The sequence below is a fragment of the Pseudomonas sp. LG1E9 genome (genome assembly GCF_003290225.1).
Classification (GTDB): Bacteria; Pseudomonadota; Gammaproteobacteria; order Pseudomonadales; family Pseudomonadaceae; genus Aquipseudomonas; species Aquipseudomonas cyclaminis.
In genome coordinates this window covers 4,621,429-4,648,182 of record NZ_CP029983.1, presented here as the reverse complement: position 1 = coordinate 4,648,182, position 26,754 = coordinate 4,621,429, and the positions used below count along the sequence as shown (strand labels likewise).

Annotated in this window: 21 protein-coding genes and 5 pseudogenes; 8 read left to right on the top strand and 18 right to left on the bottom strand. The window is 56.5% G+C overall.

Features of this window, described 5'->3' with window-relative positions; translation table 11 throughout:
• Window positions 1–357 precede the first annotated feature (357 nt).
• The 4 genes from DNK50_RS21125 to DNK50_RS21110 are packed head-to-tail and all read right to left on the bottom strand — an operon-like array spanning window position 358 to window position 4,968.
• Window positions 358–813 (bottom strand): response regulator, encoded by a 456-nt coding sequence (locus DNK50_RS21125; protein ID WP_112196129.1) that lies wholly within the window; start codon window positions 811–813, stop codon window positions 358–360.
• The gene (locus tag DNK50_RS21120; protein ID WP_112196128.1) at window positions 810–3,137 is read right to left on the bottom strand and encodes an ATP-binding protein; all 2,328 of its coding nucleotides are present in this window, start codon (window positions 3,135–3,137) and stop codon (window positions 810–812) included. The genes DNK50_RS21125 and DNK50_RS21120 overlap by 4 nt, the downstream gene beginning before the upstream one ends.
• Complete coding sequence (locus DNK50_RS21115; protein WP_112196127.1) at window positions 3,134–3,787, bottom strand: response regulator transcription factor; 654 nt, start codon at window positions 3,785–3,787, stop codon at window positions 3,134–3,136. The genes DNK50_RS21120 and DNK50_RS21115 overlap by 4 nt, the downstream gene beginning before the upstream one ends.
• Entirely contained in the window at window positions 3,784–4,968 is a 1,185-nt protein-coding gene (locus tag DNK50_RS21110; protein WP_112196126.1) for a sensor histidine kinase, read from the bottom strand. Before DNK50_RS21110 ends, DNK50_RS21115 begins: the two co-directional genes overlap by 4 nt.
• 169 nt (window positions 4,969–5,137) lie before the next feature.
• Here DNK50_RS21110 and DNK50_RS21105 point away from each other — a divergent pair, with 169 nt between their 5' ends.
• Window positions 5,138–5,656 carry an SgcJ/EcaC family oxidoreductase gene (locus tag DNK50_RS21105; protein WP_112196125.1) on the top strand — a complete coding sequence of 173 codons (519 nt, stop codon included), beginning with the start codon at window positions 5,138–5,140 and terminating at the stop codon, window positions 5,654–5,656.
• A gap of 232 nt (window positions 5,657–5,888) precedes the next feature.
• Here the strand turns inward: DNK50_RS21105 and DNK50_RS21100 are convergent.
• Window positions 5,889–6,615, bottom strand: a pseudogene (locus tag DNK50_RS21100) (LysR substrate-binding domain-containing protein); the annotation flags it as partial.
• Here DNK50_RS21100 and DNK50_RS29245 point away from each other — a divergent pair.
• Window positions 6,602–6,818: pseudogene (locus tag DNK50_RS29245) on the top strand (aldehyde dehydrogenase (NADP(+))); the annotation flags it as partial. The pseudogenes DNK50_RS21100 and DNK50_RS29245 overlap by 14 nt on opposite strands.
• 330 nt (window positions 6,819–7,148) lie before the next feature.
• Here the strand turns inward: DNK50_RS29245 and DNK50_RS29610 are convergent.
• The 4 genes from DNK50_RS29610 to DNK50_RS21075 all read right to left on the bottom strand — a co-directional run bounded on the left by DNK50_RS29610 (window position 7,149) and on the right by DNK50_RS21075 (window position 10,096).
• Window positions 7,149–7,298 carry a DUF6555 family protein gene (locus DNK50_RS29610; RefSeq protein ID WP_317617121.1) on the bottom strand — a complete coding sequence of 50 codons (150 nt, stop codon included), beginning with the start codon at window positions 7,296–7,298 and terminating at the stop codon, window positions 7,149–7,151.
• A gap of 124 nt (window positions 7,299–7,422) precedes the next feature.
• Window positions 7,423–7,998: a c-type cytochrome gene (locus tag DNK50_RS21085; RefSeq protein ID WP_029291029.1), complete on the bottom strand. Its 576-nt coding sequence runs from the start codon at window positions 7,996–7,998 to the stop codon at window positions 7,423–7,425.
• Window positions 7,985–9,292: a sulfite dehydrogenase gene (soxC, locus tag DNK50_RS21080; protein WP_228391165.1), complete on the bottom strand. Its 1,308-nt coding sequence runs from the start codon at window positions 9,290–9,292 to the stop codon at window positions 7,985–7,987. The genes DNK50_RS21085 and soxC overlap by 14 nt, the downstream gene beginning before the upstream one ends.
• 186 nt (window positions 9,293–9,478) lie before the next feature.
• Complete coding sequence (locus DNK50_RS21075; protein ID WP_112196124.1) at window positions 9,479–10,096, bottom strand: TetR/AcrR family transcriptional regulator; 618 nt, start codon at window positions 10,094–10,096, stop codon at window positions 9,479–9,481.
• 216 nt (window positions 10,097–10,312) lie between these two features.
• Here DNK50_RS21075 and DNK50_RS21070 point away from each other — a divergent pair, with 216 nt between their 5' ends.
• On the top strand, window positions 10,313–11,188 hold the full coding sequence (locus DNK50_RS21070) for a DMT family transporter (protein WP_112196979.1): 876 nt from the start codon (window positions 10,313–10,315) through the stop codon (window positions 11,186–11,188).
• Between the two features lie 362 nt (window positions 11,189–11,550).
• On the opposite strand, the gene DNK50_RS21065 is transcribed toward DNK50_RS21070, so the two are convergent.
• Window positions 11,551–12,414, bottom strand: a complete 864-nt coding sequence (locus tag DNK50_RS21065; protein WP_112196123.1) for an SDR family oxidoreductase — start codon at window positions 12,412–12,414, stop codon at window positions 11,551–11,553.
• Window positions 12,415–12,505: 91 nt separating this feature from the next.
• On the opposite strand from DNK50_RS21065, the gene DNK50_RS21060 reads away from it, so the two are divergent.
• Complete coding sequence (locus DNK50_RS21060; RefSeq protein WP_112196122.1) at window positions 12,506–12,898, top strand: helix-turn-helix domain-containing protein; 393 nt, start codon at window positions 12,506–12,508, stop codon at window positions 12,896–12,898.
• 603 nt (window positions 12,899–13,501) lie between these two features.
• On the opposite strand, the gene DNK50_RS21055 is transcribed toward DNK50_RS21060, so the two are convergent.
• Complete coding sequence (locus DNK50_RS21055) at window positions 13,502–13,627, bottom strand: aldehyde dehydrogenase family protein (protein ID WP_256595622.1); 126 nt, start codon at window positions 13,625–13,627, stop codon at window positions 13,502–13,504.
• A 257-nt stretch (window positions 13,628–13,884) separates the two neighbouring features.
• Window positions 13,885–14,244: pseudogene (locus tag DNK50_RS21050) on the bottom strand (integrase); the annotation flags it as partial.
• Between DNK50_RS21050 and DNK50_RS21045 the strand changes: the two are divergent.
• Window positions 14,232–14,549: pseudogene (locus DNK50_RS21045) on the top strand (homoserine dehydrogenase); the annotation flags it as partial. The pseudogenes DNK50_RS21050 and DNK50_RS21045 overlap by 13 nt on opposite strands.
• Window positions 14,539–15,945: pseudogene (locus tag DNK50_RS21040) on the top strand (aldehyde dehydrogenase family protein). The pseudogenes DNK50_RS21045 and DNK50_RS21040, both read left to right, overlap by 11 nt.
• A gap of 283 nt (window positions 15,946–16,228) precedes the next feature.
• On the opposite strand, the gene DNK50_RS21035 reads toward DNK50_RS21040, so the two are convergent.
• The 6 genes from DNK50_RS21035 to DNK50_RS21010 all read right to left on the bottom strand — a co-directional run bounded on the left by DNK50_RS21035 (window position 16,229) and on the right by DNK50_RS21010 (window position 23,066).
• Window positions 16,229–17,221, bottom strand: a complete 993-nt coding sequence (locus DNK50_RS21035) for a LacI family DNA-binding transcriptional regulator (RefSeq protein WP_112196121.1) — start codon at window positions 17,219–17,221, stop codon at window positions 16,229–16,231.
• 75 nt (window positions 17,222–17,296) lie between these two features.
• Window positions 17,297–18,799 (bottom strand): sucrose-6-phosphate hydrolase, encoded by a 1,503-nt coding sequence (locus DNK50_RS21030; RefSeq protein ID WP_112196120.1) that lies wholly within the window; start codon window positions 18,797–18,799, stop codon window positions 17,297–17,299.
• Window positions 18,796–19,941, bottom strand: a complete 1,146-nt coding sequence (locus DNK50_RS21025; RefSeq protein ID WP_112196119.1) for an ABC transporter ATP-binding protein — start codon at window positions 19,939–19,941, stop codon at window positions 18,796–18,798. Before DNK50_RS21025 ends, DNK50_RS21030 begins: the two co-directional genes overlap by 4 nt.
• Window positions 19,942–19,968: 27 nt before the next feature.
• Complete coding sequence (locus DNK50_RS21020; RefSeq protein ID WP_112196118.1) at window positions 19,969–20,811, bottom strand: carbohydrate ABC transporter permease; 843 nt, start codon at window positions 20,809–20,811, stop codon at window positions 19,969–19,971.
• On the bottom strand, window positions 20,808–21,770 hold the full coding sequence (locus DNK50_RS21015; RefSeq protein ID WP_112196117.1) for a carbohydrate ABC transporter permease: 963 nt from the start codon (window positions 21,768–21,770) through the stop codon (window positions 20,808–20,810). Before DNK50_RS21015 ends, DNK50_RS21020 begins: the two co-directional genes overlap by 4 nt.
• 21 nt (window positions 21,771–21,791) lie before the next feature.
• Window positions 21,792–23,066 carry an ABC transporter substrate-binding protein gene (locus DNK50_RS21010; RefSeq protein ID WP_112196116.1) on the bottom strand — a complete coding sequence of 425 codons (1,275 nt, stop codon included), beginning with the start codon at window positions 23,064–23,066 and terminating at the stop codon, window positions 21,792–21,794.
• A 167-nt stretch (window positions 23,067–23,233) separates the two neighbouring features.
• On the opposite strand from DNK50_RS21010, the gene DNK50_RS21005 reads away from it, so the two are divergent.
• Together DNK50_RS21005 and DNK50_RS21000 are read left to right on the top strand one after the other, a co-directional pair.
• Window positions 23,234–24,799 (top strand): carbohydrate porin, encoded by a 1,566-nt coding sequence (locus DNK50_RS21005; protein WP_112196115.1) that lies wholly within the window; start codon window positions 23,234–23,236, stop codon window positions 24,797–24,799.
• A 160-nt stretch (window positions 24,800–24,959) separates the two neighbouring features.
• Window positions 24,960–25,868, top strand: coding sequence for a carbohydrate kinase (locus DNK50_RS21000; RefSeq protein ID WP_112196114.1), 909 nt, complete (start codon window positions 24,960–24,962; stop codon window positions 25,866–25,868).
• The last annotated feature ends 886 nt before the right edge of the window (window positions 25,869–26,754 follow it).

Genomic DNA, 26,754 nt, shown 5'->3' with positions numbered 1-26,754 from the left:
TGGCGGCGACCCACTCAATGCCGAGGTCTGTCCCGATTGAATCCACCCATCAGATTGTCGTGGATTATGTCATCGCCATCGGCGCTGATAGCTTCAGCGACGCCATGCATTAGTTGCGGTGCGACGAGGGCGTCGGCAGCCAGTATGTGCGTGATTGACGCATCTGCAGGAGGCACTCTCACGCCGCAGCTTTGACATCAGCCTCGATAGCTGATTTGCGGGTGCGTCAGCTCCAGCCGCGGCAGTGGGAGCAGCTGCTTTTTGGGCAGAGCAAAACGTGGGTCGCTGGCCTCTAAAATCAAGAGCGCTTTTCACATTAGGAGGAAAGGCAGTTGTGCTGAGATCTGATTAGCAAGGTTATCCACCATGCTGCCTTCGCAGAAGATCGATCTGATCTGCAGATACTAGCGTACGTAAGGTATTGTAAAGCGCTCGTGTTTCCAGCAGGTTCCACACTCGCAACATGGTTTCCAGGGCATCCAGAGGTTTGCTGATGAAATCCTTGGCTCCCAGCGCCAGGGCGCGCAAGCGCGTGTCGCGCGTGGCGTCGGCGGTGAGCACGAGGATCGGCAGGTATTCACCGCTGGGGATGCGCCGGTTGAGTTGCTCCAATACTGCAAACCCGTCGAACTCCGGCATGTGCAAATCGAGAATGACCAGATCAGGCTCGAAGCTGTTGAATAGATCCAGAGTGCGCAAGGGCTGTGTACTGCTCAAGACGTTGGTCAAGCCTTCGCGCGCAAGCAACTGCTCCACCAGGTCCAGATTCGGACGTTGATCGTCGATGATCAAAATGCGCAGATCAATGTTCACATGGGCTCCGGAAAGCATTTGTCGAGGTGGGCGAGAAACACGGGTACGTTGATTGGTTTGGTCAATACGGCCGTCGCTCCGGCTTCTTGCAAGGTCTGACGGGTGAGGTCGCTGGCGTCGGCGGTAATCATCAATACCGGTGTATTTTGAGTGATCGCAGACCGGCGCAGGCGCTGCAGCACCTTCAGCCCGTCGAGGTCCGGCAGTGAAACATCCAGCAGAATCAGCTGTGGTGCATGCTGTGCGGCCAGGTCCAGCCCCAATTGGCCTTGCATGCTCGAAAGCAATTTTATCCCCGGCCTGCGCTGCAGCAACGTCTCGATCAGCGCCAGGCTGGATAGATTGTCTTCAATGCACAACACGTTGCCCTGAATCTCGGGGGCGACGATGTCAGGAGCTAGCGATAGGGTGTGGGCGACTGCTGCGGCGGCGCTGGGAGGTTCCAGCAAGCGCACGAATGGCAGCTCTATCGTGAATCGGGAGCCTGAGCCGTATTGGCTCTGCGCCGTCAAACTGCCCTTCATCATTTCCAGCAGGCTTTTACTTAGCGCCAGGCCAAGCCCACTACCTTCCACGCTCGGATCGGCGTTCAGTCGCTCAAATGGCTTGAACAGTTGACCCAAGTGATCCGCCGCAATGCCGTTGCCGGTATCGCAGACTGCCACAGTGATTCGCTGCTGCGTCACGTTGATCTCAATACTCACGTGTCCTTGAGGGCGGTTGTACTTTATGGCATTTGACAGCAGGTTCAGCAGCACTTGGGTCAGGCGCTGTCGATCAGCGACGATCCCGATGTCGGCGGCCAGCGTTGGCAGCGGCGTCAATTGGATGCCGGCATCGGTGGCCATGGGGGACACCAGCGACAGTGCTTCTTGCAGTGCGATGGCCAATGCGATTGGCTCGATATTCAACGGCAATCGTCCCGCTTCGATCTTGGCAATGTCCAGAACCTCGTTGATCAGCGTCAGCAGGTGTTGGCCTGCGCGTAGGATGTGCCCGACCTGCGCCGTTTGCCCAGCAGGCAAGTCCATGTCCAGCAGTTGTGCAAAGCCCAGAATAGAATTGAGTGGGGTACGCAGTTCGTGGCTCATGCGCGACAGGAACTCGCTTTTGGCACGGCTGGCGCGTTCGGCTTCCTCGCGGGCTGTGCTCAAGGCAATTTCGGCCGCACGGCGGTCGGTAATGTCGCGTGTGATTTTCGAAAAGCCTCGCAAGGCGCCGGCGCCATCGTACTGCGCGGTAATCACAACACTGGCCCAGAAGCGCGTGCCGTCCTGGCGGCAGCGCCAGCCTTCTTCCATATAATGGCCATTGCGGGTGGCCTCGCTCAGTGCCATATCAGGGTGTTGTGGGCACTCATGCGGCAGGTAGAACACCGAGAAGTGCTGGCCGATGATTTCCTGTTCGGTGTAGCCCTTGATCCGTTCGGCACCGGCGTTCCAACTGGTGACGTGACCCGCTGTATCTAGGGCGAAAATCCCGTAGTCCTTCACCCCATCGATAATCAGCCTCAGTCGCTCTTCGTTTTCGCGCAACGCGCGTTCGCGCTCGGCCAGCAGGGCCCCGGCTTCTACCAGGCGCGTGCCCAGTTGACCAATCTCGTCTTTTTCCGGCGGCTGCCGCCGCAGGGGTTGGCCGAGGGCCAGACGCTGCGCATTGCCTTGGACGTTCTGCACCCGCGCAACAATGCCCTTGGACAGAAACAGCACCGCGACGATTGCACCGAATAGTCCGCAGATGGCGGCCAACCAGGTGGACAGTAACAACCGTTGGCGAGTCTCTGATGCCGCGGCCGTACGCTCGGCCAGCAACGAGTCCTCGAGCGTGAGCATGGCGCTGATGTGTCGACGCAACTCATCAAGGATGTGTTTGTTGCTGACCAAGATGTTGGTAATCGACTCAGGGCTCGTCGCCGGGTCGCCAAGCATGTCCTCCAGCCCATCGATTTTGTTGGTGATCAGCGGCCTGATTGCCGTCAGTTGCTCACGCACTCGCTGATCGCGCACGTTGCGGTCGAGCCGGCGCAGGGCTGATTCAATCTGGGGCTTGGCGTTCAAGTATCCAGGTAGGAAATCCTCACTGCGTGTCAACAGGTAACCGCGCACACTGGCGGCGGCTTCGGCGAGCAGGGTGTGCACGGCCTGTATGTCACCTTGTACCCGCAGTACCCTGCGTACGTCTTCTTCCGCGCGAGCGGTCTGTCGTTCGGTGTTGTAGATGAGCACCAGGGACAAAAGCAGCACCACCAGGGGTAGGGAAATCACCACCAGCGCCTTGCCGCGCAAGGGTAGGTCAGTCCAACGCCTGGCGTAGAACACGTTCACGATTGTGTCACCAGGCCTAATGCGATGCCACGGACGGCGGCTTGGGTTCGATCGGCCGCACCGAGCTTGCCGATGACCCGTTCAACGTGGGCCTTGGCCGTACCGGTGGTGATCCCCAGGTTTTCTCCGATTTTGCGGTTGCTCATGCCGTTCGCCACCAGTGTGAGCACTTGGCGCTCCCGTGGGGTGAGGTTTTCAGTTGGAACAGCGCCGCTGGCGTTGCGCTCGGTCATGCGTCGTAACAGTCGGGCGCTGACTGCACTATTGAGGACCTCTTCACCGGCAGCTATCCGTTGCAACGCGTCGATCACCTCGTCACGGCTGGCATCTTTGAGCAGGTAACCCACCGCGCCGGCATTCATGGCCGCTTCCAGATGATCGGGGCTGTCGTCCATGGTGAAAACCACTACTTTGAGTGCTGGCAGACGCTGTTGCAGCAGGCGTGCCGCTTCCAGGCCATTGAGAATCGGCATTCGAATATCGAGAATGACGATATCTGGCAGTAACTGCTCGCACAATTCAACCGCTTGCTGGCCATCGCGGGCCTGGCCGACCACGTCGAATTGCGGTTGGCCGGCCAGCAAGGCGACGAAACCGGTGCGCGTGACTTCATGATCGTCCGCCAGCACCAGACGCAAGATATGGCTCATTGAGAGGCTCCATCAAGGTCCGCAGGCACGCGGGCGTGCAGTTGTGTACCGCCGTCGATCGCGCTGACGCAGGTGAGGCGGCCGCCGAGCAGGCTGGCGCGTTCGTGCATGGTGGCAAGGCCCAAATGCTGAGCATCATGGCCATCGCGCATTTGGCCTGCACAGAAGCCTTTACCATTGTCCTCTACTTGCAGTGAGGCCAGGCCGTTGTGCAGTTCCAGCGTCAGTCCGACGTGGCTGGCCTGTGCATGCTTGAGAATGTTGTTGATCGCCTCCTGGCCAATCCTGAACAAGGCGATTTCTACCTGGCTGGGCATCCGCGCTTCGCTGCGCCTGCTCCACTGTACGCTGACTCCAGCTTCGCGCAGGCGATCGGCTTCTTTGTCGAGCGCCTTGGATAAACCGAAATCATCCAGCACCGTTGGGCGTAGGCCTGCGATCAGCTGTCGACCTTCACGCACAGAGTGCTGGGCCAAGGTCAGAATCGCCTGCAAGTCCGTTGCCAGTGTGTCAGACAGCGTCGGGCAGCGTCCGGCAAAACCCTGCAGGCGCTGATGCAATCCGGCCAGGTTTTGAGCCAGGCCATCATGAAGGTCGTAGGCTACGCGTTTGCGTTCGTCTTCCTGTGCGCGAAACAACCGATTGACCAAGTCCGACAGCGTGCGATCTCTCGCCATGAGCGTCTTCAATAGCCGATCATTCTCAAGGTGCGCGGCCAGCAGCGTGGCGAGCAACTGCAGTGATTCGCTGTCATCATCAGCCGGCGCGCGCAGTGACACGCTGTTGGCCAGGAGCAGAGCGCCAAAGGCAGCGCCGTCGCTGCCGCGCAACGGTACCTGCAACATACTGGGCAGGCCATCCGCTGCAAGCTCTTGCCAGCACGGCGCTTTCAAGCTGCGGTTGACGACAGCGGCCAGGTTGAGCAGCCGGGCAGGATGGCCATGCCGGGCGGTGGTACTGATGCCTCCCTCGTTGTCCCATTCCAGCAGCACCCCATTGTCCATCGCAAGGAAGGCGCATGCCCGCACCAGCACGCGTTCGCGCATCGCATCCGGGGTTAGTTGGGTTAACTCTTGGCCGGTATCAACCAAAAGCCGCAGACGCGCTGAACGGCTCTCCGATTGGCGATAGTGAGCGCGGATGGCCAAGGCACTACCGGGATCGTGGGGTGGGTTTTGCATGCTTCAGCTCCGGTGTTACAGGCCCGCGGGCGTAGGGGGCTTATTAAACCTTGCCGGACATGTCGAGCGCCATCTGTCAAATGGCATAGGCAAATAACGCCGGTTGGCCGATGTCGGGTGGCAGGCAAGTTGGCAAAGTGGGCTCAACGAACACCACTGGAGTATCGCAATGAAATTTAAAACCGCATCGATCGCCCTGATTTTCGCCTTGAGCGGACCGTTTGTTCAGGCTGCCGAGACGGCACCCTATGTCTACCGTGATACTGCGCAAGCGCCTGCGAATGTGAAAGACCGAGAGATTGCCGGTTTGTTTGACCGTTGGAACAGCACATTGCAGACTGGTAACGTGCAAAAAGTGGTCGACTTGTATGCGCCGGGCGCCGTGTTGCAGCCAACCGTGTCCAACCAGGTACGCACTACGCCAGCGCAGATCAAAGACTACTTTGAACATTTCATGGCGCTCAAGCCTGTTGGGCAGATCAACTACCGCGAGATCCGCCAGTTGGGCAGCAACGTGGCCATGGACAGTGGTGTGTACACGTTCACCCTGACCGAGGCGGACGGTAAGATCCGTCACGTGCAGGCACGCTACACTTTCGTCTACGAGCAGGTCGGGGGGCAGTGGAAGATTCTCAACCATCACTCTTCGGCCATGCCGGAAGTACGGGTGAAACACGCCAAGCATTAAAGCTTTATAAAAGTGTCCACTACCCTCGCGGGGGTGGACATTGATTCACAAGAGTTCGAACACTTGCGGCAACCGTTCCGCCGCGACCGCAATGCGCAACGCTATTGCGCCGAAGAATAGGGTATGGAGTTCGGCATTTTCGACAACACCGTCGCGCGGTTTGACGGCCGGGGCAAACACGTTCTGTTGGTAGATCACGTCTAGCAGAACAGCGAACGGCTTTGGTTCTAGTTCAACGTGCGTGGTCTGCCCGTACCGAGCTCATGAACGCCTGCGTGGCCGACGACTGGATTCGATGCCGACGAGTGATCAAACCGTACGGTGGCAAGCGAGCTTCGAACTTGATCGGCAAAACAGCTAACAAGTCCCGACCGGGATAATCCTCAACCACCGAAACCGGCGTCACACCGAGCATGTCGGTTTTTTGGATCAATGAAAGCAAGGTCATGATTGATGTGGTTTCGACGATGCTGCTGGGGATGTCGACCCGGGCGTAGTGGAACACCTGATTGTGATTGCGTGCATCGGGCTCGGATGTTGTTGCAACACCCAGGAAATGCTCTGCAATTCGGCCCAACTCAGGTGCGTCGCTTTCGCCAAAGGATGCTGTGCCCCCGAAATCACGCACAAAGCCTCTTCGCCGAGGTTGTCGAAGAGCAATTCTTCGGCGCGGGCACCGGCTGGAATTGTCTCAGCACGATGTCCAACTGATCCTGCAACAGCGCCTGCACGAGCACGTCGCTGGTGTCGACCTGAATGCTCATGGACAACCGTGGGTGGCTTTGTTTCAACGTAGCGATGGTGCGGGTCAGCAGGCCCGAAGCCAGCGCCGGGATAGTGCCGACTGCCACCCGGCCGATGTTGCCGGATTCGAGCGCCACCAGTTCTTCGCGCATACCGCTGAGTTCAGTGAAGACCACGCACGCGGAGTAAATGACGGTTTCTCCGAACCGGGTGGAGGTGTGCGAGGCGATGGCACACGGCGGACCGTATCCAGCGACGTCCGATTCGCGGGGGACGTCGGTGGGTTCGCTGGCCGTTGATCGCTTTCTGGCGTCGGTGTGTTTTCAGAATTATTCCGGATGCGTTGTTGCCTCAGGCATTGCAGAACACTAATCCGCTTGGGATTCGACGGTTAGCGGATGGAGAGATGAGTGACTAAGCCTGCTCATAAAGACGGGTTTGGGTTACGGAGGCTTAAAAGTCGTTTATGTCTTGAATGACAAGGTGCCGTTTGCTGTTTGCTGGAGAGCTTCCAACTACTCGTTTTCTGGAGGGAAGCGCCCACGCTTCGCCAGTATTCGCGAACTGGAACTCCGTTCCCGCGTTGTTGCTGCTTGACGAGTCTATCTCGGCACTGGACGGTGCTTGGGCCGAAATTCAATATTCCCAGTCGCTACGCCGTGACCCCGGACCCACGCCTGTCAAGGAGACTTCACTGCTCGGCAAAAAGACTGATATTTCAGATAGAATTCAGGATTTAAGCCTGAAGCTACTGAGTTCCGTTCACTCGCCATGCGACATCAGTGACGCCGTTCTTTTCAGCATGAGGCTTTGAAACCATCTTCATTGGTGAACGGTCTGGCTGCGGATTGGGGGCAATGCCTACATTGCAGTCGGTCCTGTGCCGCGCTTGTCGCACATTGCCGCCAGTTGACACGTTACCTCAAACCTATCGCTTGCTTAATGCGCCTGGACGATAGTGTCCAGGCGCTGGCGATAGATCACGTTGAGGTCATCGATTGCGTGTGAGGCCGGCACACCTGCTAATGGACTTTCAAACAGTTGGACATACAGTCGATCGCTTTGCTGTCAGGCCTGTCATCGATGAAAAAGCCATCTCGATTTGGCATTTTTATGGCGGCCAAGGTTGCTGCATCGACAGTCGCATTAGCGTCAAGCAGTTTGTTGACGTGCAAGACGTAACCGGTTACCGCGTACACTTGGTCATTGGTTAGCGACTGGGGAGACTGGAAAGGCATTGCCCTACGGATGTAGTCAAAGAGGGTCGTCGCATAAGGCCAATAACTGCCTACCGTCTTAAGTGGTTTGTCAGTGGTGAGGGACCCATTACCTCCTGCCAATGCCGGGCCAATGCCGCCTTCGAGTTTTAGACCATGACAGGCGAGGCAGTTATTCATATAAACCTTTTCACCGTCCGCTACCGTGGCGCTTCCCGGGGGCAACGCTTTCCCGTCGGGTGCCACGTCGATGTTCCAACTGGCGATCTGTGCGTCCGTAGCGCTTGTGCCTAACCCGTACTTGGGTTGGGCGGCGACACAGGTTAATGTGCAGGCGCAAAACAATCCCAGCAGGAACGAACCCTTTTTAAGCCCGTCCATTGGTCACCTCCCCACTGCTGGACACGCGCCACGGCTGCACCGAGTTGTTGTGATAGAAAGAGACCTTGCCGCGTTCATCGATCAACTGTTCCAGCATCGGTTGCACATACCCGGTCTCGTCGATGGCGCGGCTCATGATCATCAACTCTTGGCCTTTCCATTCGAAAGGGGCCCTGAAGGCGGTCAGTGCCTTGGTCAGAATAGGCTCCTGTAACCTGGCTTGCGTCCAGTTGTCGCCGCCATCGATGGAAACGTCAACGCGGGTAATTTTGCCGTGTCCGCTCCAGGCGATGCCACGCATCTCATGCAGACCCTTGCGCGTCAGTTTCTGGGTGCCTGAGGGGTAGGTGACCAGCGATTTGCATTCCATAACAAAGGAAAACTTCCGGGCTTTGCCATCGGCCATCAAGTCGGTGTATTTGGCGGTTTCTTCCCGGCTGTAGGCGGGCGCGTCGGTGACGTGAAGTCGGCGCAGCCATTTGATGTGAGTATTGCCCTCGTAGCCGGGTACAAACAGGCGCAGCGGGTAGCCCTGTTCCGGCCTTAGGCGCTCGCCGTTCTGGCTGTAGACGACCATCACATCGTCTAGGCATTTTTCGATGGGAATGCTGCGAGTCATTGCCGCGCCGTCCGCCCCTTCGGCGATGATCCACTTGGCTTGGGGCTTCAGCCCGGCTTCATCCAGCAAAGTTTTCAGAGTAACACCCGTCCACTCAGCGCAACTCACCAGGCCGCTCACTTCGGCTGCGGTTTTACCCCAGGGAGGTAAAAACGATGGATTTCCCGAACACTCCATGAAGTGCACCCGTGACACGGCGGGGAATTGGCGTATCTCATCCACGGTAAAGATCAAGGCTGTTTCGGTGATGCCATGGATCACCAACCGGTGTTCCGCCGGATCGATTTGCGGGACGCCCGCGTGGTGGCGCTCATAGAACAGGCCGTTCGGCGTAATGATGCCGTCCAGTTCTTGAAGTGGGGAGGTGCTGTAGGCGGACATCGTGTCCTTCAGGCCGGGATATAGATTCCTGACGGCTTTGGTTTCGAAAGTTGAAGGTTTGCCGTAAGGGCTCGCCGTGGGAGCGCCAAGACTGCGGGTCCATTGCGGGACTTTAAGGGGCAGGTTCGAATCAAGAGGGACGTTATTGGTCGTCTCGGCGTTGATGATGGCGCTATCACCCAGAGCAAAAGCGGCAGTGCCGATAACGGCCCCGCTTTTTATCAGGAAATCCCTGCGAGCCAAAGATGTCCGAAGCGCGTCTTGCTTGGTGGGGACCATGGATTTTTTTGTCATTGTTGTTCCCTCTGGTTCTTTGTCGGGCTGGACCCAACGGCAAGTCAGTAGACTGATCGGTCGGTCTGTAGCTAGCCTAGAACGAAAAACGCGCGTGGTCCAGTCACAAGGACAACCATCGGTGATTGGCCGTGAATGAGGAGGAGGTCGAAGGATGCGGCGCATTTGAAGCGCCGCTGATGACAGTTAAGCCAGGTGTGGCTCAACCTTCAGTCCGGGCAGGAGGGTGTCGCAAAAGAACGTAGCTATGGATTCCGGAGAGCGCGGGCCACCGGGCTTGATCCACAGATAGCTGTAGTGGTGGATGCCAAGAATAGCCTTCACGGCCAACGATTCGGACGTACGGAAGGTTTTCTCGCTCACGCCGGCCTTGAGGATTTGCGACCAGAGCTTTTCATACTGCCGGTGCAGGTCGAGCAACTCGGTCTGGCGCTCGCCAATGACCGAATACACTTCTCGAAAACACACCGTCATTTCCGCCAGGTGGGTAACAATCGTGCGCATCACGATGGCCGAGAACTGGCGAAATTTATCTTCCGCAGGCAGATCGCTCTCGCACAGGGGCGTACCTTCTGCGATGAGCACCCGTAAATATCGGCTGGTGATTTCGAACAGTAACTCTTCCTTGCTGCCGATGTGGTAATACAGCGCACCTCGAGCAAGGCCGGTGGCTTTTTCCAACTCAGCCATGCCGGTCGCATGAAAACCGCGCGTCGAAAACAACTGCGCAGCAATTTTCAGGATTCGCTCCTTGGTGCTGGTTTCAGCAGGTTCGGCAGCGACGACGGCGTTCTTTCTTCCCATGAGTCAATTCCAACCGGTTGAGCGCCAATCATACCCATGCGTGCGCGATGAATGATACAGATGGGAGAAGCTCATCCCTTGGTTGCAGGAAGATAACTGTATTGACCGATCGGTACAGAGGCGTTTATAAGCCCACCGTAGTTGAACGTGTTTCATAGGACGCGATGGCGTCGAGCGTTCTGAGAGTCTACCCAGGCATTGGGATCGATCATGACAATGAGCAAACACTTCACTCGGACGCTCAAATCGTCAGCATCGGCGAGATTGATAGCGATGACCTGTTTCGCCATGTTCGCTTTTGCCGCGAACTCGCTGCTGTGCCGCCTGGCGTTTAAACACACCAACGTCGACGCCGCGAGTTTCAGTATTGTCCGACTGGCCAGCGGAGCCGTGGTGTTATGGCTCATGTGTGCCTTGAGACGGTCCTCAACCACGATCAAAGGAAGTTGGAAGGGGGCCGCAGTTTTGTTCGTTTACGTCTTCGCTTTTTCCTTCGCATACCGTCATTTGGAGACCGGGACGGGGGCGTTGCTGCTGTTTGGGGCGGTTCAACTGAGCATGGTTCTGTACGGCATGTTCAAAGGCGAGCGGATGCACAGGCAGGCAATCGTTGGTTTTGTGTTGGCAATTGTTGGCCTAGTCAGTCTTCTGCTTCCAGGTGCGGCTGCCCCTGACTCCGTTAGCGCATTCACGATGCTGTTATCGGGGGTGGCATGGGGGATCTATTCAATGCTTGGCAAAATTGTCGCCGATCCGCTGGCAACCACAGCCGGCAATTTCCTGCGCTCGATTCCCCTGGTTTTGATCGCAAGTTTGCCGTTTCTTTCAGAACTGCGTTGGGATCTACTGGGGATACTTTATGCGGTTCTTTCCGGCGCGCTGGCGTCGGGCGTGGGCTACGCGGTCTGGTATGTCGCGGTGCGTAATCTTGCAGCGTTTCAAGCCGCGACGGTGCAATTGAGCGTGCCCATCCTGGCTTCGCTGGCTGGTATCATTTTTCTGGGAGAAAGCCTAAGCGTAAGGATGGTGTTGGCATCCGTCGCTGTGCTGGGGGGGATTGCGTTGGTGCTGAGCGGCAAACAGCACGGCTAGTTGTCACCGGATGACGATGCTGAGGAAAATCACTGCTGCTTTTAACCTAATGAGTAGTTGTTCGATTGGCTATGGGCCGAGCTCATGAGGTTGGATCATTCTCTTGGCCCTTGATGCCCTTCAAAGACAAGTCCAGAATTAAGCCTTTTCCTGCTTTGGTAAGAAAAGAAATTCTTTAGATTTAAATGGGGCGGTAGCAAGCGATATGATTATTGGGGGCCGGATCGGAAAGCGCTAAGGCTTCTCAGCAGACAGAAGACCCCAACGCCGCTCAGTATTTTGGTACCAAGGCAGTACTGCGGGACTAGCCAATCGCTTAACCAGGGCGTATTACCGCCCTAGCGCTTCAAAAGACTGGGCGGTCAAGCAGAGATTTCGGCTAGCCACTGATCCACGGTGCGAGGCGTTAAGGCCAATTGGACTTGAGCGCTGGTGCCTGCTGTGATCGCATTCGCGGCAGCATTTGCTTGAGCTTCATAGGCGGCAACAACTCCAGCCGCAGCGTCTGTTCCGAACAGGGGCGCAATCATTTCGCCGAAGGCCTGCGGCGTCACGCTGCTGAACGCTACCGTACGTTTCAGGTACCGTTCGAAGCCTTGAGCCAGTTGCTCTCCAGTGATCGCTGGCGACTGACCTACACCGACCAAGCCTGTAACCGTTGTGTCCGTGAACAGCCTTTCCGCGACCTCAGCAACATCCAGGTGTGAACACCAGGACACCGGGTACTCCGCTCGGATGGGGTAGCGAAGAACACCTTCTGATTTCACAGCACCCAAGACGAGAGGGTTGAGTAGGTTTTCAAGAAATAAACGTGGCGCAATCACTGCAAATGACACACCTGATTCTTGGACACCTCGAATCAGTTCCGCGATAGCACTGCCCGGTGGGTTTTGCAGTGGAGAGTCAGGATCATCCACCACCCAGCCACTGTTTGAGATGACTACTCTGCCAGGCTTAGTTTGTTTGATGGCTTCTACAATGTTTTGCGCATGAATGAGACGTTCTGCCTCGGCCGCTACAGGCAGATGAATGAAAACACCCGTGGCATCTTTGTAAGCCGCAATCAGGGAGGCTACTGATGCGTTGTCAACCTTAACGCTAGGCATACCGTTGACAGAGCCCGTGTTGCGAGCAGCGGCGATCGCATTATGGCCGGAGTCAATCAGGCGTTTTAGAAGCGGGGCACCTTGTGCTCCGTTGGCGCCATGGACAATATAGCGACTCATTTTACTTACCTCGTTGCGATTTGATAGCGAGAAACCAAGGTTTATTACCACGGTTGGTTACGTCAAATGCACTATTGGAAGATTCTTTAGCATGAAGCAAAAAAATAGTCCTTGCTGTGGTGTCGCTCGTTTTCTTGCCCTGCTTGAGGGGCCATGGGCCACCTTGATCGTGAGAGAGTTACTGGGCGGACCATTGCGTTTTACCCAACTAAAACAAGCGTTGCCGGGTATTAGTGCTCATACATTGACGCACCGTTTAAAAGGCTTCGAACGCCACAAATTAGTAACACGTACTGCCTACGCAGAAACGCCTCCTCGGGTCATGTATGAGCTCACTCCTCTGGGGCAAGAGTTACGTGATGTGTTAGAGGCAATGTGCAAGTGGGGGGACTTGGTTCCGGATGAAGTTTCTCTCGAAAATGATCCTGAGCACGCGCCTGCTGATACTGAGACTGCGATACCAAGGCGGTCGCTGGAGAGGTGATAAGCAAATATGGTGGCCGTCGTGACTTCTTTGGATCTCAGCGTTTGCTCTGCCCCTTAAACTGTTCGCGAACAGGGCTCGGCCCAAACGCTACCGTTATTCATGTATAATCCGGTTGGCCGGATTCACTCATTATTCAAAATATGAGGCGGTGTAAGTGCCACTATGGCTAGGTCCTTGCGCACAGGGCATTTGTCAATATCTACATCCCAGAATCCCTTTTTGGACGAGCTCAGGTGGCGTTCTCCCGCAGATCCTTATATCTGTCTTGTGGAGGTGGGGGCCGGACAGCCTTAGCAATACGTCAAGGCAAAAGTCTAGGGCTTGTTTGAAGAGCCTGCCCACAAACATCTTTCAATGCAGGCCAGTGTGACCATGACCTTAACGCTGCTTCAAGCTAGCTGTTTCCTCGGCTGACCGATTCGGTGAGGTCATTCCATTCCAGTTAAACGAGTTTTTAAGTGTAAAGTATTTCGGAAATCGTAGTTTTTCCTAATGCTCACTGTTTGCGTCTTCTGAATTTCAGTTGGATTCGCCTCCAGTCATGGTACGGATTGATACAATGGCCCACCACCGCAGGTGTGGGGCCATTATTATTGCTCATCAGATAGGGAAGGCACGCTCACCCAGTTGTAAAGTCACCCACTTAAGCTCGGTCATGTCGTGAATTGAGTAACGACCATTTTCCTTATCATGACCGCTATCCTTGAAACCTCCGAACGGGGCGATTTGGCTGTAGCACGCTTGCGCTATAGCTTAGATGCGAAGCTACATTCTAAACTGCGGATAGCCCCCCGGTACTTCTTGTTAAGTTGCCGCGGTGTGTGGTGACTAGGGTGTTTATCCAAGGTTTCATGGTCACTACATCCACTATTACAATCGGCAAAGCATTTGATTCCTGCAAATTGAAGACTCCTTAGTCAGACGTTAGGAATTGATGCATGCCTCGTTTCCCATTCCATCTCCTAATTCCTCGCGCTGTATCCTCAATCTGAGGTCACGTGCGCAGCATTTTGCCGCAACTGGTCTAAGCAGTTCGCCCATTGTTGAGCCGCCTCCCGGCGTTGCACTAGTAATTGCACGCGGGTATACACAGCCCCCAACGCACCTGGCATCCGGTGGGATAAGGACAGTTCGAGCACGATTGGATCGATACCTAAGTGCTCGTGGGCAATGGTCCGGTAGGTGGCGCGACAGCCGTGGGCGGTGATGTTGTACTCCGGCCAGATGCGCTGAAAGGGCTTGAGCATGGAGGTCGGGTTTATGGGGCGTCCCCGATAGACCGGTGAGACGAAAACCCAGCCTTTGCCTTCTTCATCCACCACGCGGGTTTTTTGCCGAGGCCGTCAGCAAGGCTCAGGAGCTGGGTTACGCCGAAGCCGACCCGACGGCGGATGTCGAGGGCCATGACGTACGCCTCAAAGTGGTGATCCTGGCGAATGAACTGCTGGACGCGAAGCTGACGGTCAGCAACGTCACGTGCAGTGGCATTTCCTCCCTCAGCCTTGGCGACATCGAAAAAAACCGGCAGGACGGCGCTCGCTGGAAGCTGATCGGGTCGGCGATGCGTCATGCCGATGGCTCGATCAGTGCCAGTGTCGTACCGCGGCTGTTGAACAACGACTATCCGCTGGCCAGTGTTGGCGGCGCAGGTCCTGGATATCGTGGAGCCGCCCATTGAGGTCTTTAACGCCTATGACGGTTACCTCATAGGTAGCGTAACGAATGTCTGTGCGTCGCAAGTTCCGCAGTTGTTGGAGACAGGACGCAGTGGTGCACGAGCGTGCGCCGCGTTAGCGCGTCATCGTCGGGCTCGCATTCTTGAGCAAGCCGCAATCAACATCGAACATGATGCCCGTGTGTTTGCCAGGCTGATCGTCGACGAGGCCGGGAAGACCCTCAAACAGGCGGAAAAGGAAGTCAAGCGTTGCGTCAACACCCTCAAGCTGTCGGCCGAGGAGGCCAGGCGCAATGCCGGGGAGTTGGTGCCGTTTGACGCTTATGAAGACTCCGAATCGCGTCAGGGCTGGTTTTCTCGCGAGCCCTTGGGCATGATCGTGGCGATCACGCCGTACAACGATCCGTTGAACATGGTGGCACACAAACTCAGTCCGGCCATTGCGGGCGGTAACGCGGTGATTCTCAAACCTTCCGAGCTCGCGCCATTGTCGGCCACTAAACTGGTCTCCTATCTGGTCGCGGCAGGCTTGCCTGAATCAGTGGTTATAGTCGCCCCCGGCGGCGCGGAACTGGGCAAAGCGTTGGTCGCCGCCCGTGAGGTGCGGATGATTTCCTTCACCGGCGGTTTCGTCACCGCAGAACAGATCGCCCGCACGGCCGGGTTGAAGAAACTGGCCATGCGCCTGGGCGGCAGTGCGCCGGTAATCGTCATGGGCGACTGAGACCTTAAGGCCGCTGTCGAGAGTTGCGTGTCCGGAGCCTTTTGGGCAGCGGGGCAGAACTGCGTAGGCACTCAGCGCTTGCTGATTCAGGCGTCTGTTTATGAAGCGTTCCGAGAGCAATTCGTCAGCCAGGCGCGTGCGCTTGTGGTCGGCGATCCATTGCTGGCCGATACCGATATAGGCCCCATGATTACTGCGCAAGCCGCGCAGAATGCCGAGCAAGTGGTCAACGAGGCCTTGCAAGAAGGCGCCACGTTGCTATGCGGCCATCGGCGTGCAAGATCGTGCTACGCCGCCACCGTGCTGGAAAATGTCGATCACGCCAGTCGACTCTGGCGCAATGAAGTCTTTGCTCCGGTGGTGGTATTGCAGCTTTTCGAAACCTTCGATGAAGCCATCGCGTTGATCAATGAGCCCGAATACAGCCTGCATGCCGGGATCTTCACCAATGATCTGGCAACCGCCATGAGCGCCGCACGGAGGATCGAAGCCGGGGGAGTGATGATCAACGACTCTTCCGACTACCGCTTCGATGCGATGCCGTTTGGCGGTTCCAAGTACGGTAGCCTGGGCCGGGAAGGTGTGCATTTTGCCTACGAGGAAATGACCCAACCCAAGGTGGTGTGCCTTAACACGTTGGGTTAGTCGATTCGCGGTAATGGATCAGCTCGTATGGTATTGGGTCGGTTTGGTCTCCGGCCCAATGCGTTTTGCTGAGGGGGAAGAAAGGAGAAGTTGAATATTTCCACTGAGCTGATAATCGCCAAGAAAGCGTCTTTTTCGATCTGAGGGGCGGTGAGATTTGAAGAATGACGACTTCTGGCCGTTTTGTGCATGTCGTGACTGACCCTTTGGGCTTAAGCGGTCGGTGACAGGCCAGTGGCAAATCGAAAGCAAGCGGGCGCGCTATCACCGAATTAACTAAATCTTATAGCGATGCCCTGACCACCAATGGACAATCAACTGGCTGGGCTCCCGATACGTCGAGGGTCTCGATCAGGTGCCGGGCAGCCTTGCGACCGATCTCGTAATACGGCAGTTGCACCGTGGTCAGCGGCGGGATGAACAGCTCAGCAATACCGATCATGTTGTCGTAGCCGAGCACGGCGACATCGTCGGGAATTTTCAGGCCACGGCCCAACAATAGTTGATAGGCACAAAAGGCAATGCGGTCGTTGCCACAGATCAGAATGTCGAATTGGGGACGACCCTCAATGATGTTCCGGTCGAGGATGGCTGCGGTTTCACCATAGGCGTCATGATCGGAAAGGTCGTATTGCAGGAGTGCGTCAGGCGACAGCCCGAATGCCTGACAGGCACGTTGCAGACCTTTTTGTCGCAGGTTCCAGGCCAGACTCTGTTTTGGCAGATTGATACACAGAGGGCGCCGATAGCCCTGGCTCAACGCGTGATGTACGGCTCGATACTGCCCCGCTTCGTCGTCTGGCACATAACTCACCAGGCGACTGTCATCGGCCAGGCAATTGGCGAGTACCAGGGGTTTGCTCTTCAATCGTTCGGGAATGCATACCTGGCGAAACCCCATGGCGCTGAAGATCAACCCCTCGGGGCGGTGCGACAACATCAGGTCGATGTTCTGGTCGGTGGGAGGGTTGCTCAACAGGTTAAGGATGAACACATTCCAGCCGGATTGCTGCGCAGTCTGTTCGATGGACAGCAGCAACTCGACTGCGAACGGTGTGGTCGCGGTGTCCAGCGCGAACACACCGATGGTTCGCGACTGGAGGTTGTCGCCGCGCATCTTGCGCGCCGACAGGCTCGGTACGAATTGCAGTTTATCAATGGCGCGACGCACCCGCAGAAGGGTTTCAGGGCTCAGTTTTTCCGGATTATTGAGCGCTCGAGAAACCGTCATCAGGGACACGCCGGCCAGCTGTGCAACGTCTTTCACTGAAGTCATGCGAGGCGAGCCCGGTAAGGTTGACGCAGAATCATGACACAGGGCCCGGGCTTCTCGCGACTCGAATGACGTTGCTCACAGCCATCCAGAGCCGAGAGGCCATGCCTTGGGAATCGAGACACGCCCGCCACTCCCGCTTGACAGAAGCTTCACGCCCAGACTGTCGGGCCGCGGATAGAGGCGACTGCTGAGGCTGAAGCGCGCGTTTTCGTCGAACACCTCGATGGACGAGCGATCGAGGAACACACGCAGTTCCAGTCGCTCTTGTGTCGGGTCTATCGACACGCTGCGCTGGCCTGTGACTTGCGCACCAGAGTGGGTGCGGTCAAGCACCAGACGCCGCAACGCCGCATCGTAGTAGAGCAGGGTTTGTTCATGGCCATCGTCGCTGCAGCGCAACGCGATTCCCAGGTGGCCATCGGTGCAGCCGAGTAAATCCAGGTGCACGTGGATTTCGAGCATATCGCCATTCACTTCCGGCACCCACCGGGTTCCTGATTCATCCCACCAGGACGTGCCTGGCAATGGCGCTTTGCGCAGAGCGGTGAGCTCACGTGCCGGATACACGCAAAGGCGATCTGCGCACAGTTCAAGTTCGCGCGGCAAACCGAGCATGCCGCACCAATGATGGGCCTGGCTCGGCATCGGGCTTTCCCACATGTCGAGCCACGCCCACACAAGGCGCCGACCGTCGGCGGCCAGTAGCGTTTGTGCGGCGTAGAAATCATGGCCGTTATCCAACTCGATAAAAGGCCCGCCGGTGAAGTGCCATTCGCTGTCGAGTCGGCCCACTCGATAACCGGTCTGGTACTTGTTGAGCCGTTCGTAACCCTCGGATTGCATGCCCTGGGGGGAGTACAGCAGCACATCGCGCCCGTTCAGTCGGAACAGATCCGGGCACTCCCACATATAGCCATCGCTCTCGCTGCCGCTGGACACATAATCAAGGAACTCCCAGGCGTGCAGATCCGTGGAACGGTATAGCGGCAGTAGCGGTTTATCACCCAGGCGCGCGCCGGCAATCAGGTACCAATAGTCATCCTCCTGCCATACCTTGGGGTCACGAAAGTGCATGATCGTGTCTTTCGGCGCGTTCTCGATGACGGCGCCATGTTTGACGAACCGGATGCCGTCGATGCTGGTGGCCAGGCACTGGACTTGACGGATCAAGTGTTCGTCACCCACGTCCCCTAGCCATGTGTGTCCGGTGTAGATCAGTGCCAAGGTATCTCCACACACCACTGCGCTACCGGAAAAACATCCATCACGGTCGAAGTCATCGCCGGGTGCCAGCGCAATGGGCAGGTGCTGCCAATGAACAAGATCGGCACTCTTGGCGTGACCCCAATACATCGGGCCCCATTTCGCGTCGAAGGGATAATGCTGATAGAAAACGTGATATTCGCCACGAAAGTACACGACCCCGTTAGGATCGTTCATCCAGCCCACTGGGGGGGCAAGATGATAACCAGGTCGATAATCCTGGATGACGCGAGACAGACCGTCACTCAGCGCACGCTGCGCAAGGTCAAGGGTGCAAGGCATTGGATCGCTCGGGGTATTCAAAGACAAGGTCATAGGGCGCGTGCTCGGACTGAGCTTAGAGAAACGTCATCCGGCAGGGTTACAATGGCTTGTGGGTGGCGACTCAAGGCATTGCCGTCGGCGTCGAACAGGTGCAGATTGCCGAACTCCAGCTGCAGCTCGACCTGATTGCCCACCTGCCACCCGGCGTTGACCTCACAACGACAGATCAGTGGCTCGTCCTGACCTGTATCGAGGTGCACATAGGTTTCACTGCCCAGGTATTCGACCCCGGTCACGACGACGCCGGTAGTTCCTTGCGCCGCCTTGAGCGACACGTGTTCCGGGCGAATCCCCAGAATCAGTGGGGCGTCCGCCGCCAGATTCGAGCTGTCGAAGGGCAGGGAGGTCATACCCAGGACGGGAGTATCGACCAGGCTGGTTTCACCCGGGGCATGCAGGCGTGCCGCCAGAAAGTTCATTCTGGGCGAACCGAGAAAACCGGCTACAAAGCGGCTCGCCGGGCGCTCATAGAGATCGCGCGGTGAGCCGACCTGCTCTACGCGACCGCCATTGAGCACAACAATTTTGTCGGCCAGGGTCATCGCTTCCACTTGATCGTGAGTGACGTAGATCATGGTCGAGCCCAGTCGATCATGCAGCCGGGCGATTTCGTTGCGCATCTGCACCCTCAAGGATGCATCCAGATTGGAGAGCGGCTCATCGAACAGCAAAATGTCCGGCTCACGCGCCATGGCTCTGCCCATTGCCACACGCTGGCGCTGCCCTCCAGACAGTTCTTTTGGCTTGCGTTGCAGCAGTTTGTCCAATTGAAGGATTTGCGCTGTTTTCAGCACGCGCTCACGCAGGCTGCTCTTTTCAGTCTTGGCCAGTTTGAGACCAAAGCTGATGTTGTCGTAGACGCTCATGTGTGGGTACAGCGCATAGGATTGAAATACCATGCCGACGCCACGCTCGCGCGGCTCCAGGTCGTTGACCCGACGCCCGTCGATCAGCAGGTCGCCGCCGCAGATCGAATCCAGTCCGGCGATCAGGCGCAGCAGGGTCGACTTGCCGCAGCCCGAAGGGCCGACGAACACCACGAATTCACCCGCCGCGATTTCCAGGCTGATGTCGCGAAGAATCCGCGCGCCGCCCAATTGTTTGTTCACGTTGTTCAGTTTCAATTTGATCACGATGCTGTTCCTTGTCTTTGTTGGGCATCAACCCTTTAACGCGCCGGCAGTGAGACCGGAAACTATTCGGCGCTGGAAGATCAGCACCAGAATTACCAGTGGGACGGTGACCAGCACCGATGCAGCCATCAACAACCCCCAAGGCAACTCATGGGGGCTGCCGCCGGAAATCAAGGCGATGGCGACCGGCACCGTGCGTTGCGTGTCGGTGAGGGTGAAGGTCAGGGCAAATAGGAACTCGTTCCACGCGGCGATGAAGGCCAATAAGCCAGTGGTGACCAGTGCGGGCCAGAGCAGTGGCAACAGCACTCGGGTCAGCGTGACCCAGGGTGAAGCGCCATCCATGATTGCCGCTTCTTCCAGTTCATGGGGCAGTTGCCCCATGAACGTGGTCAACACCCAGACGGTGAAGGGCAGGGTAAAAATTGTGTAGCTGAGGATCAACGCCCAGGAGGTGTTGTACAGACCCAGGGCGCGGATCACTTCGAACAGCCCCGACAGCACCGCGACCTGGGGAAACATCGACACCCCAAGGACCATCATCAAGACCGTGCCACGCCCACGGAACTTCACCCGGCCCAAGGCATAGGCGGCGGTCAGGCTGAGGAACAGCGCCAGTGTCACCACACACAGCGCAACCACCAGCGAATTACCGATAGCCCGCAGGAATGAGGCTTGATGGAGTACCGCCGCGTAATTGGAGAAGTCGGGGTTATCGATCCAGTAGCTCACCTCGAACAAGGCGCTGGATGGCTTCAGCGACGTCACGATGGCGTAGTAGAAAGGGAAAACCGCATACAGCAGCAACACCCCGATCAGACACCAGAACCCGAGGCGCAACAGCGCTTTTTTCAGCTGGCGCGGGCTCATGAGCGGACCTCCAGTTGACGGCGTCCGAGGTAGAGGTAAAGCATGGCGATGACCGCAACCACCAGAAACAACAGCGTCGAGGCTGCGCTGCCGTAACCGACGTCCTGGAACTCCACCAGGTGCTGACGGGCATACACCGACATACTCATGGTGCTCGACGAGTTCGAGGTCAGCACGTATATCACGTCAAATACCCGCAACGAGTCGAGGATGCGGAATATCGCCGCCACCAGCAATGCGGGCATCAGCAGGGGAAGCGTGACACGCCAGAACACCTTCAGCGGATGAATGCCATCGACCCTGGCGGCCTCGTAGCAATCGCTCGGCAGCATCTGCAAGGCCGCCAACATCAGCAGCGTGACAAAAGGGACGGTCTTCCAGACGTCGACGATGATCACCGCCCACATCGACAGGTCCGCATCCGCCGTCCAGGCCAGGGGCGCGTCAATCAGGCCTAGGCTCAGCATCAGGTGATTGATGATGCCGAACTGGTCGTTAAGCATCCATGACCAGATCTTCGCCGAGACAATGGTGGGAATCGCCCAGGGAATCAGAATCAACGCACGCACCAGAGAGCGGCCGGTGAACTTGATGTTCAGCAGCAACGCCACCAGCAGCCCCAATACGACTTCCAGTCCCACTGACACCACGGTGAAATGCAAGGTGTTGCGCACCGCGTTCCACCACTGCGGATCGACCAGGATGCCCGACCAGCTGGAGCCGTTGTGGAATAGATAATTGCTCAGGCCAACGAAGGATCCGCCACCGGTGTCCGCCAGGTTGGCGTCGGTCAGGCTGAACCAGAATGTGCGCAGTAACGGCCACGCTGCCACCAGGGCCAGGCACAGCAACATCGGCGTCAGAAACAGCCAGGCGGCGCGTACTCGGCGACGCTGCACAGGCGTTTCCCGGGTGAGCAGGAGCTCGTCACAGTGGGCATGGGTAGTAGAGACAGACATGGTGATTTCCTTCCTTGTGGCTTACCAGTTCCGGCGTTTGATGCGCGTGAGTTCGCTTTCCAGTTCAGCCAGCGCCTGATCGACAGGCAACTCGCCCGCCAGCACGCCATGCACTCGATCGAAGAACGCATTGGAGACCCGTGGATAGCGATCGGCAGTAATGGAGGCGGGACGCATCACCCCATCATTGAGAATGCTGTGCAACTGAGCGTAATAAGGCATTGCCGCGAGCAGTTCGGGGTCTTGATACAGCGACTCGATAACCGGGTTGTAGGCGCCTATCAGGGCACGATGTTTTTGCTCTTGGGCACTGGTCAGGTAGCTCACCAGTTCTGCGGCAAGTTTTGGATGGGCGCTGTAACGCGATACCGCCAGGCCCCAGCCACCGAGTGTTGAGGCATGGCTGCCGGTCTCGCCACCGCGGGGCAGGGGAGCGACCCCGACCTTGTCTTTTACGGCACTGTCCTGGCTTTGCACCAGAGCCCAGACATAAGGCCAGTTACGCATGAACAGCGCATTTCCCGATTGGAATACACCCCGGCCTTCTTCCTCGGTGTAATTGAGTACGCCCCGCGGGGAGATGTCTCCTACCCAACTTTTCGCCAGGGTCAAAGCCGTTCTTGAAGCCTGGCTTTTGACCACGATGTCACCTCGTGGATTGACCAGCCCGCCTTCCGGATGGCTGCTGATCCATTCCAACGCATTACACGTCAGGCCCTCGTAGGCGCGCCCCTGGAAGATGTAACCCCACGCATTGGGGTTCCCGGCATTGCGCTCAGCCTGTTGAATGTTCCTGGCGGTAGCGGTCATATCCTCCCAGGTCTGCGGAACCTGCTGGTTGTACTTCTCGAGCAAGTCCTTGCGGTAATACAGCAGGCCCGAGTCGGTGAACCACGGCATCGTCACCAGCCGTCCGTTCACCGTGGCGTTATCCACCTGTGCCTGGAAATAGCCTTGGGTCGGGTTGGCAGGAAGCACCTCGCGCAGATCCATCAAGTGTTTGGCCAGCATTCCTGGCCACACCATATCGATTTGAATGATGTCGATGTCGCTGGATTGCGCACTGAGGATCTGTTGATAGAACGACAACCTCTCGGTCGCCGAGTTAGGCGTGGAAACCACCTCGACGTTGTTGCCGGTCTGTTTCGACCACGCCTCGACAGCCTCCTTGCAGAGCTGCAACTCCGCACCCACCGCGCCACACGAGATCGTTAAATCGGCAGCGCTCGAGAGGCATGGAAATCCGGCACAGAGAGTGAGTAGTGCGGCTGGAAGGAGAGTTTTTAGCTGTTTCATAAAGCCCTCTTTATTTTTGTTTTTAGAAAAGTTAACGTTAACAGCGCCAAATGTAGCAGCGTCTTTGCGATGAGGCATCCTTTTTTTCGTCGATTGCGACAATTCGCACCTCATGAAAAATGGCCGGTCGCGGGAACAAAACAATAAAAACAAAACAGGAAATCCACATGCAGAAAGCATCAAGCTGGCTACTCGCAGGCGTGCTCAGCACTTCGGTGACGACCTCTCAGGCCGCTACTCTGGAAGAACGCATGGCCGCGTTTGAAGCCCGTGCCAGCGCCGCGGAAAAGCGTGCAGCCGCAGCCGAGCAGCAAACCCAGGCACTTGCCAGGGAATTGCAGCAGATCAAACTCGCCACTGCTCCCTTGCAGCCCGCAGCGTCTGCAGCGGCAGTAATTTCGGTGCCCGCTTTGGATACCCGACTGGCAAAACTTGAAGCCCGTCAGCAAAGCCTGGAGAAAGAGGGCAGTACCGGACACCTCACTGGTGGGTTCAGCTTCAACGGCTACGCCCGCTCCGGATTGCTGATCAACGATGGGCTGGGTGGTGGTCGTGGCGGCCCTTATGAAACTCCTGCCGGTTCAGTCGGTGGTGCAGTCGGGCGACTCGGTAACGAAGACGACACCTACATGCGTATAGACCTGTCGAAAGAAATCTATGCGCAAAACGGCACCCGTTCCAAATTCACGGTCTCGATCGCTGACGGTGTGGAAAGTTCTAATGACTGGACGGCTGACGAAAGCAAACTGAACGTGCGCCAGGTATTCACAGCGCTTGACCATCTCGCTGCGTTCAAGGGCAATTCAGTGTTCGAGAACGCCACCCTGTGGGCAGGCAAGCGATTCGATAGAGATAATTTCGATATCCACTGGCTGGACTCGGACGTTGTCTATCTGGCCGGCACCGGGGGTGGAATCTACGATATGCAGATGAACAAGAATTGGCGTTCGAACTACTCTTTGATCGGGCGCAACTACGGGGATTTCAGTCAAGGCGGTCTTAGTGCCGATGTGGAAAGCTACATCCTGACCTCCAACCAGTTCTTCGAGGATGGTCAGTGGCAGTGGATGTTCAATGCCATCGGCGCAAAGAAAAACGATTTTGGTACCCGCACCAATGCAGCGGGTTTGACGCCTGCGGATTCCGGTTTGCACAGCATGCTGGCCAATCACCAGAAAAACTTTTTCGGCAGGGAAGGCTTCTTCAAAACGGCGCTGCTCTATGGGCAAGGTCTGGGAGCTGAGGTCAAGAACATCGGCTCGGATGGCGAACTCATCGACGATGCCCGCGCTCTGCGTCTGGCACTTTACGGTGAGACACCCCTTGCGCCTGACTGGCGCATCGGGCCCAGCTTGCTGGCCGAACAGAGCAAAGATAGATACGTCAAGGGTGACGATTACCGCTGGCTGACCCTGAGCGTGCGATTGGCTAACAAAATCAACAGCAATTTCGAGATGGCCTACGAAATAAGCTGGCAAAACATGAAGCTCGACCCGAAGGACTATCTACAACGTAATGCGGTCGACGGTAACTTTTGGAAATTCACTGTCGCCCCGACATTCAAACCTGAGGTTGGAGATTTTCTTACACGTCCCGAATTGCGAGTGTTCGCAAGCTTCATGAACTGGTCTTCGGATCTGGACAGATTCAGTACCACAGATTCCTTTGGCATGACGGACTTCAAAGCCGGAGGTGTATGGCAATACGGTATACAAATGGAAACCTGGTTTTAATACTTGAATGTGTCCGGCCAACATCTGCTTTGAAGTTGGCTATGAAAACTTCTCTAACTTCAACAAACCTTGCCTTTCATCAAAGTGCATTGAGTAAGTGATTACCGGTCGATTTTTATCAGCCAGCAGTTCCCTACGACAAAAAATTGAGGAAGTGACGATGGTATTGCCTCGCGCAGTAGTGTTTGGCGAAGCCCTGACCGATCTTGTCCAAGGCACTCCTGGACAGTGGAAGGGCTACCCAGGTGGTGCTCCCTGGAACGTTGCACGAGCGCTGAGTCGCTTGGGTGTTAGCAGTGCTTTTGCCGGGTCGGTGAGCATGGATTCACTGGGTGACGAGATAGTTTCGCAGTCGGAAGCAGCTGCAATGGATATGAGGTTTATCCAACGGGTAGACCGAGATCCCTTGGTCGCCATCGTTCCATCGAGCCGTCCCCCAAGATACTTTTTTGCTGGAGATGCCGATCTGTTTTTTGATCCAGATCTGATGCCCGAAGGATGGATCAACGAAGCAGAGCTGTGTCATTTCAGCTGTATCAGTTTGGCTCGACAGCCACTTGCAGACAAGCTGGTTAAAATTACTCAGCAGGCCAAAAAAGCCGGTAAACGGATTAGCTATGATCCGAACTGGCGCAATTTAATGGATAGCCATTATCGGGAGCAGACCTTCCCTACGATGACCACCCTTGCTGACATGATTAAGCTTTCCGATGAAGACCTTCGGCAAATTTATCCAGGGCTGACAGAACACCAGGCAATGGATGAGCTTCGCGCTCTTAATCCTCAGGCGCAGATCCTTTTTACCCGAGGAGAACAAGGGATGATTCTCCACACTCCGGATAGCCAACTCGATCAGCCGGCGATTGCCGTGAAGGTGGAAGACACGGTTGGAGCAGGAGACGCTTGTATGGCTGGTTGGCTGGCTGCGCAGTTGCTGGGGATCGTGGACTTGAGAGAGCGCCTGCAATTTTCAGCGGCTTGCGCATCCATATCTTGCCGCCATGCCGGAGCCCATGCTCCAGCGCTAGCTGATGTGGAAGGTTTGCTGCAGCTGCTAAAACATACTTGACCATGGTTGCCGACGCTGAGGAGTTGTCTAAGTAAAAAGACGTTGCGCCGACCCTGGCCACAAGCGTTGCTGAGATCGCAAGCTCTCCAAAAAAACCAGGCAAGTTCAGGTCATGGTCTGGAGGCTAAGCCTGTTCCGCGGAACTAGCTTGTGCGTTCTTGGATTGAACGCCAGGCGCGATGCTCGCTCAACATCAACGTCGCTATAGCCACCAACACAGGTATAAAGGCAAGCGCACAGATAACGGTCCAACCGTATCGATTCAAAATACCTCCCGATGCAAACGAGCCGAGCACTACGGCGCCAAAGACAATGAAATCATTGAGCGCCTGGACACTGTTTCTTTCGCTTGTTTTATGGCTCTGAAGGACGAGTGCAGAGGCGCCGACAGAACCGAAATTCCAACCAATCCCTAGAAGCACCAAACATAGATAAAAGTGGTAGGACTGCACACCGGCAGCCCGACAGAAATAGACGCGCCGGTTAACATCAACCCCACCAACACAACGCGGTTTGCTCCAAAACGGCGGATCAGATTTCCAGTGAAAAAACTGGGTGTGTACATTGCAATGACGTGCCGCTGCAATGCCAGGTTCGATGATTCCAGTGTAAGATCCTCATGCTTCATTGCTAGTGGGGTCGAAGTCATCAGGGCATTTATCAAGGTGTAAGTTATGACGCCACAGAGCATGACGTTGATGAGTCGAGGCTGCCGAACAATCACCGCAAGCGGGCGACCTGGAGTACTAACAGCCGCCTCATGGCGTGGCAAATCGACACCTAGCAGCACCGCCGCCGAGACCACTGCCATTAATGCGGCTGCAACGTAAGTAGCGATAAACAGGTGTGACTCCCATAGATCCACCGTATATGGCCGTGTTTTTCG

What these genes read in the sequence shown, in the direction of transcription:
- DNK50_RS21115 (WP_112196127.1), bottom strand. Translation starts at nt 3,787, where the DNA reads ATGAGCCATATCTTGCGTCTGGTGCTGGCGGACGATCATGAAGTCACG.
- DNK50_RS21110 (WP_112196126.1), bottom strand. Translation starts at nt 4,968, where the DNA reads ATGCAAAACCCACCCCACGATCCCGGTAGTGCCTTGGCCATCCGCGCT.
- DNK50_RS21105 (WP_112196125.1), top strand. Translation starts at nt 5,138, where the DNA reads ATGAAATTTAAAACCGCATCGATCGCCCTGATTTTCGCCTTGAGCGGA.
- DNK50_RS21085 (WP_029291029.1), bottom strand. Translation starts at nt 7,998, where the DNA reads ATGGACGGGCTTAAAAAGGGTTCGTTCCTGCTGGGATTGTTTTGCGCC.
- soxC (WP_228391165.1), bottom strand. Translation starts at nt 9,292, where the DNA reads ATGACAAAAAAATCCATGGTCCCCACCAAGCAAGACGCGCTTCGGACA.
- DNK50_RS21075 (WP_112196124.1), bottom strand. Translation starts at nt 10,096, where the DNA reads ATGGGAAGAAAGAACGCCGTCGTCGCTGCCGAACCTGCTGAAACCAGC.
- DNK50_RS21070 (WP_112196979.1), top strand. Translation starts at nt 10,313, where the DNA reads ATGAGCAAACACTTCACTCGGACGCTCAAATCGTCAGCATCGGCGAGA.
- DNK50_RS21065 (WP_112196123.1), bottom strand. Translation starts at nt 12,414, where the DNA reads ATGAGTCGCTATATTGTCCATGGCGCCAACGGAGCACAAGGTGCCCCG.
- DNK50_RS21060 (WP_112196122.1), top strand. Translation starts at nt 12,506, where the DNA reads ATGAAGCAAAAAAATAGTCCTTGCTGTGGTGTCGCTCGTTTTCTTGCC.
- DNK50_RS21035 (WP_112196121.1), bottom strand. Translation starts at nt 17,221, where the DNA reads ATGACTTCAGTGAAAGACGTTGCACAGCTGGCCGGCGTGTCCCTGATG.
- DNK50_RS21030 (WP_112196120.1), bottom strand. Translation starts at nt 18,799, where the DNA reads ATGACCTTGTCTTTGAATACCCCGAGCGATCCAATGCCTTGCACCCTT.
- DNK50_RS21020 (WP_112196118.1), bottom strand. Translation starts at nt 20,811, where the DNA reads ATGAGCCCGCGCCAGCTGAAAAAAGCGCTGTTGCGCCTCGGGTTCTGG.
- DNK50_RS21015 (WP_112196117.1), bottom strand. Translation starts at nt 21,770, where the DNA reads ATGTCTGTCTCTACTACCCATGCCCACTGTGACGAGCTCCTGCTCACC.
- DNK50_RS21010 (WP_112196116.1), bottom strand. Translation starts at nt 23,066, where the DNA reads ATGAAACAGCTAAAAACTCTCCTTCCAGCCGCACTACTCACTCTCTGT.
- DNK50_RS21005 (WP_112196115.1), top strand. Translation starts at nt 23,234, where the DNA reads ATGCAGAAAGCATCAAGCTGGCTACTCGCAGGCGTGCTCAGCACTTCG.
- DNK50_RS21000 (WP_112196114.1), top strand. Translation starts at nt 24,960, where the DNA reads ATGGTATTGCCTCGCGCAGTAGTGTTTGGCGAAGCCCTGACCGATCTT.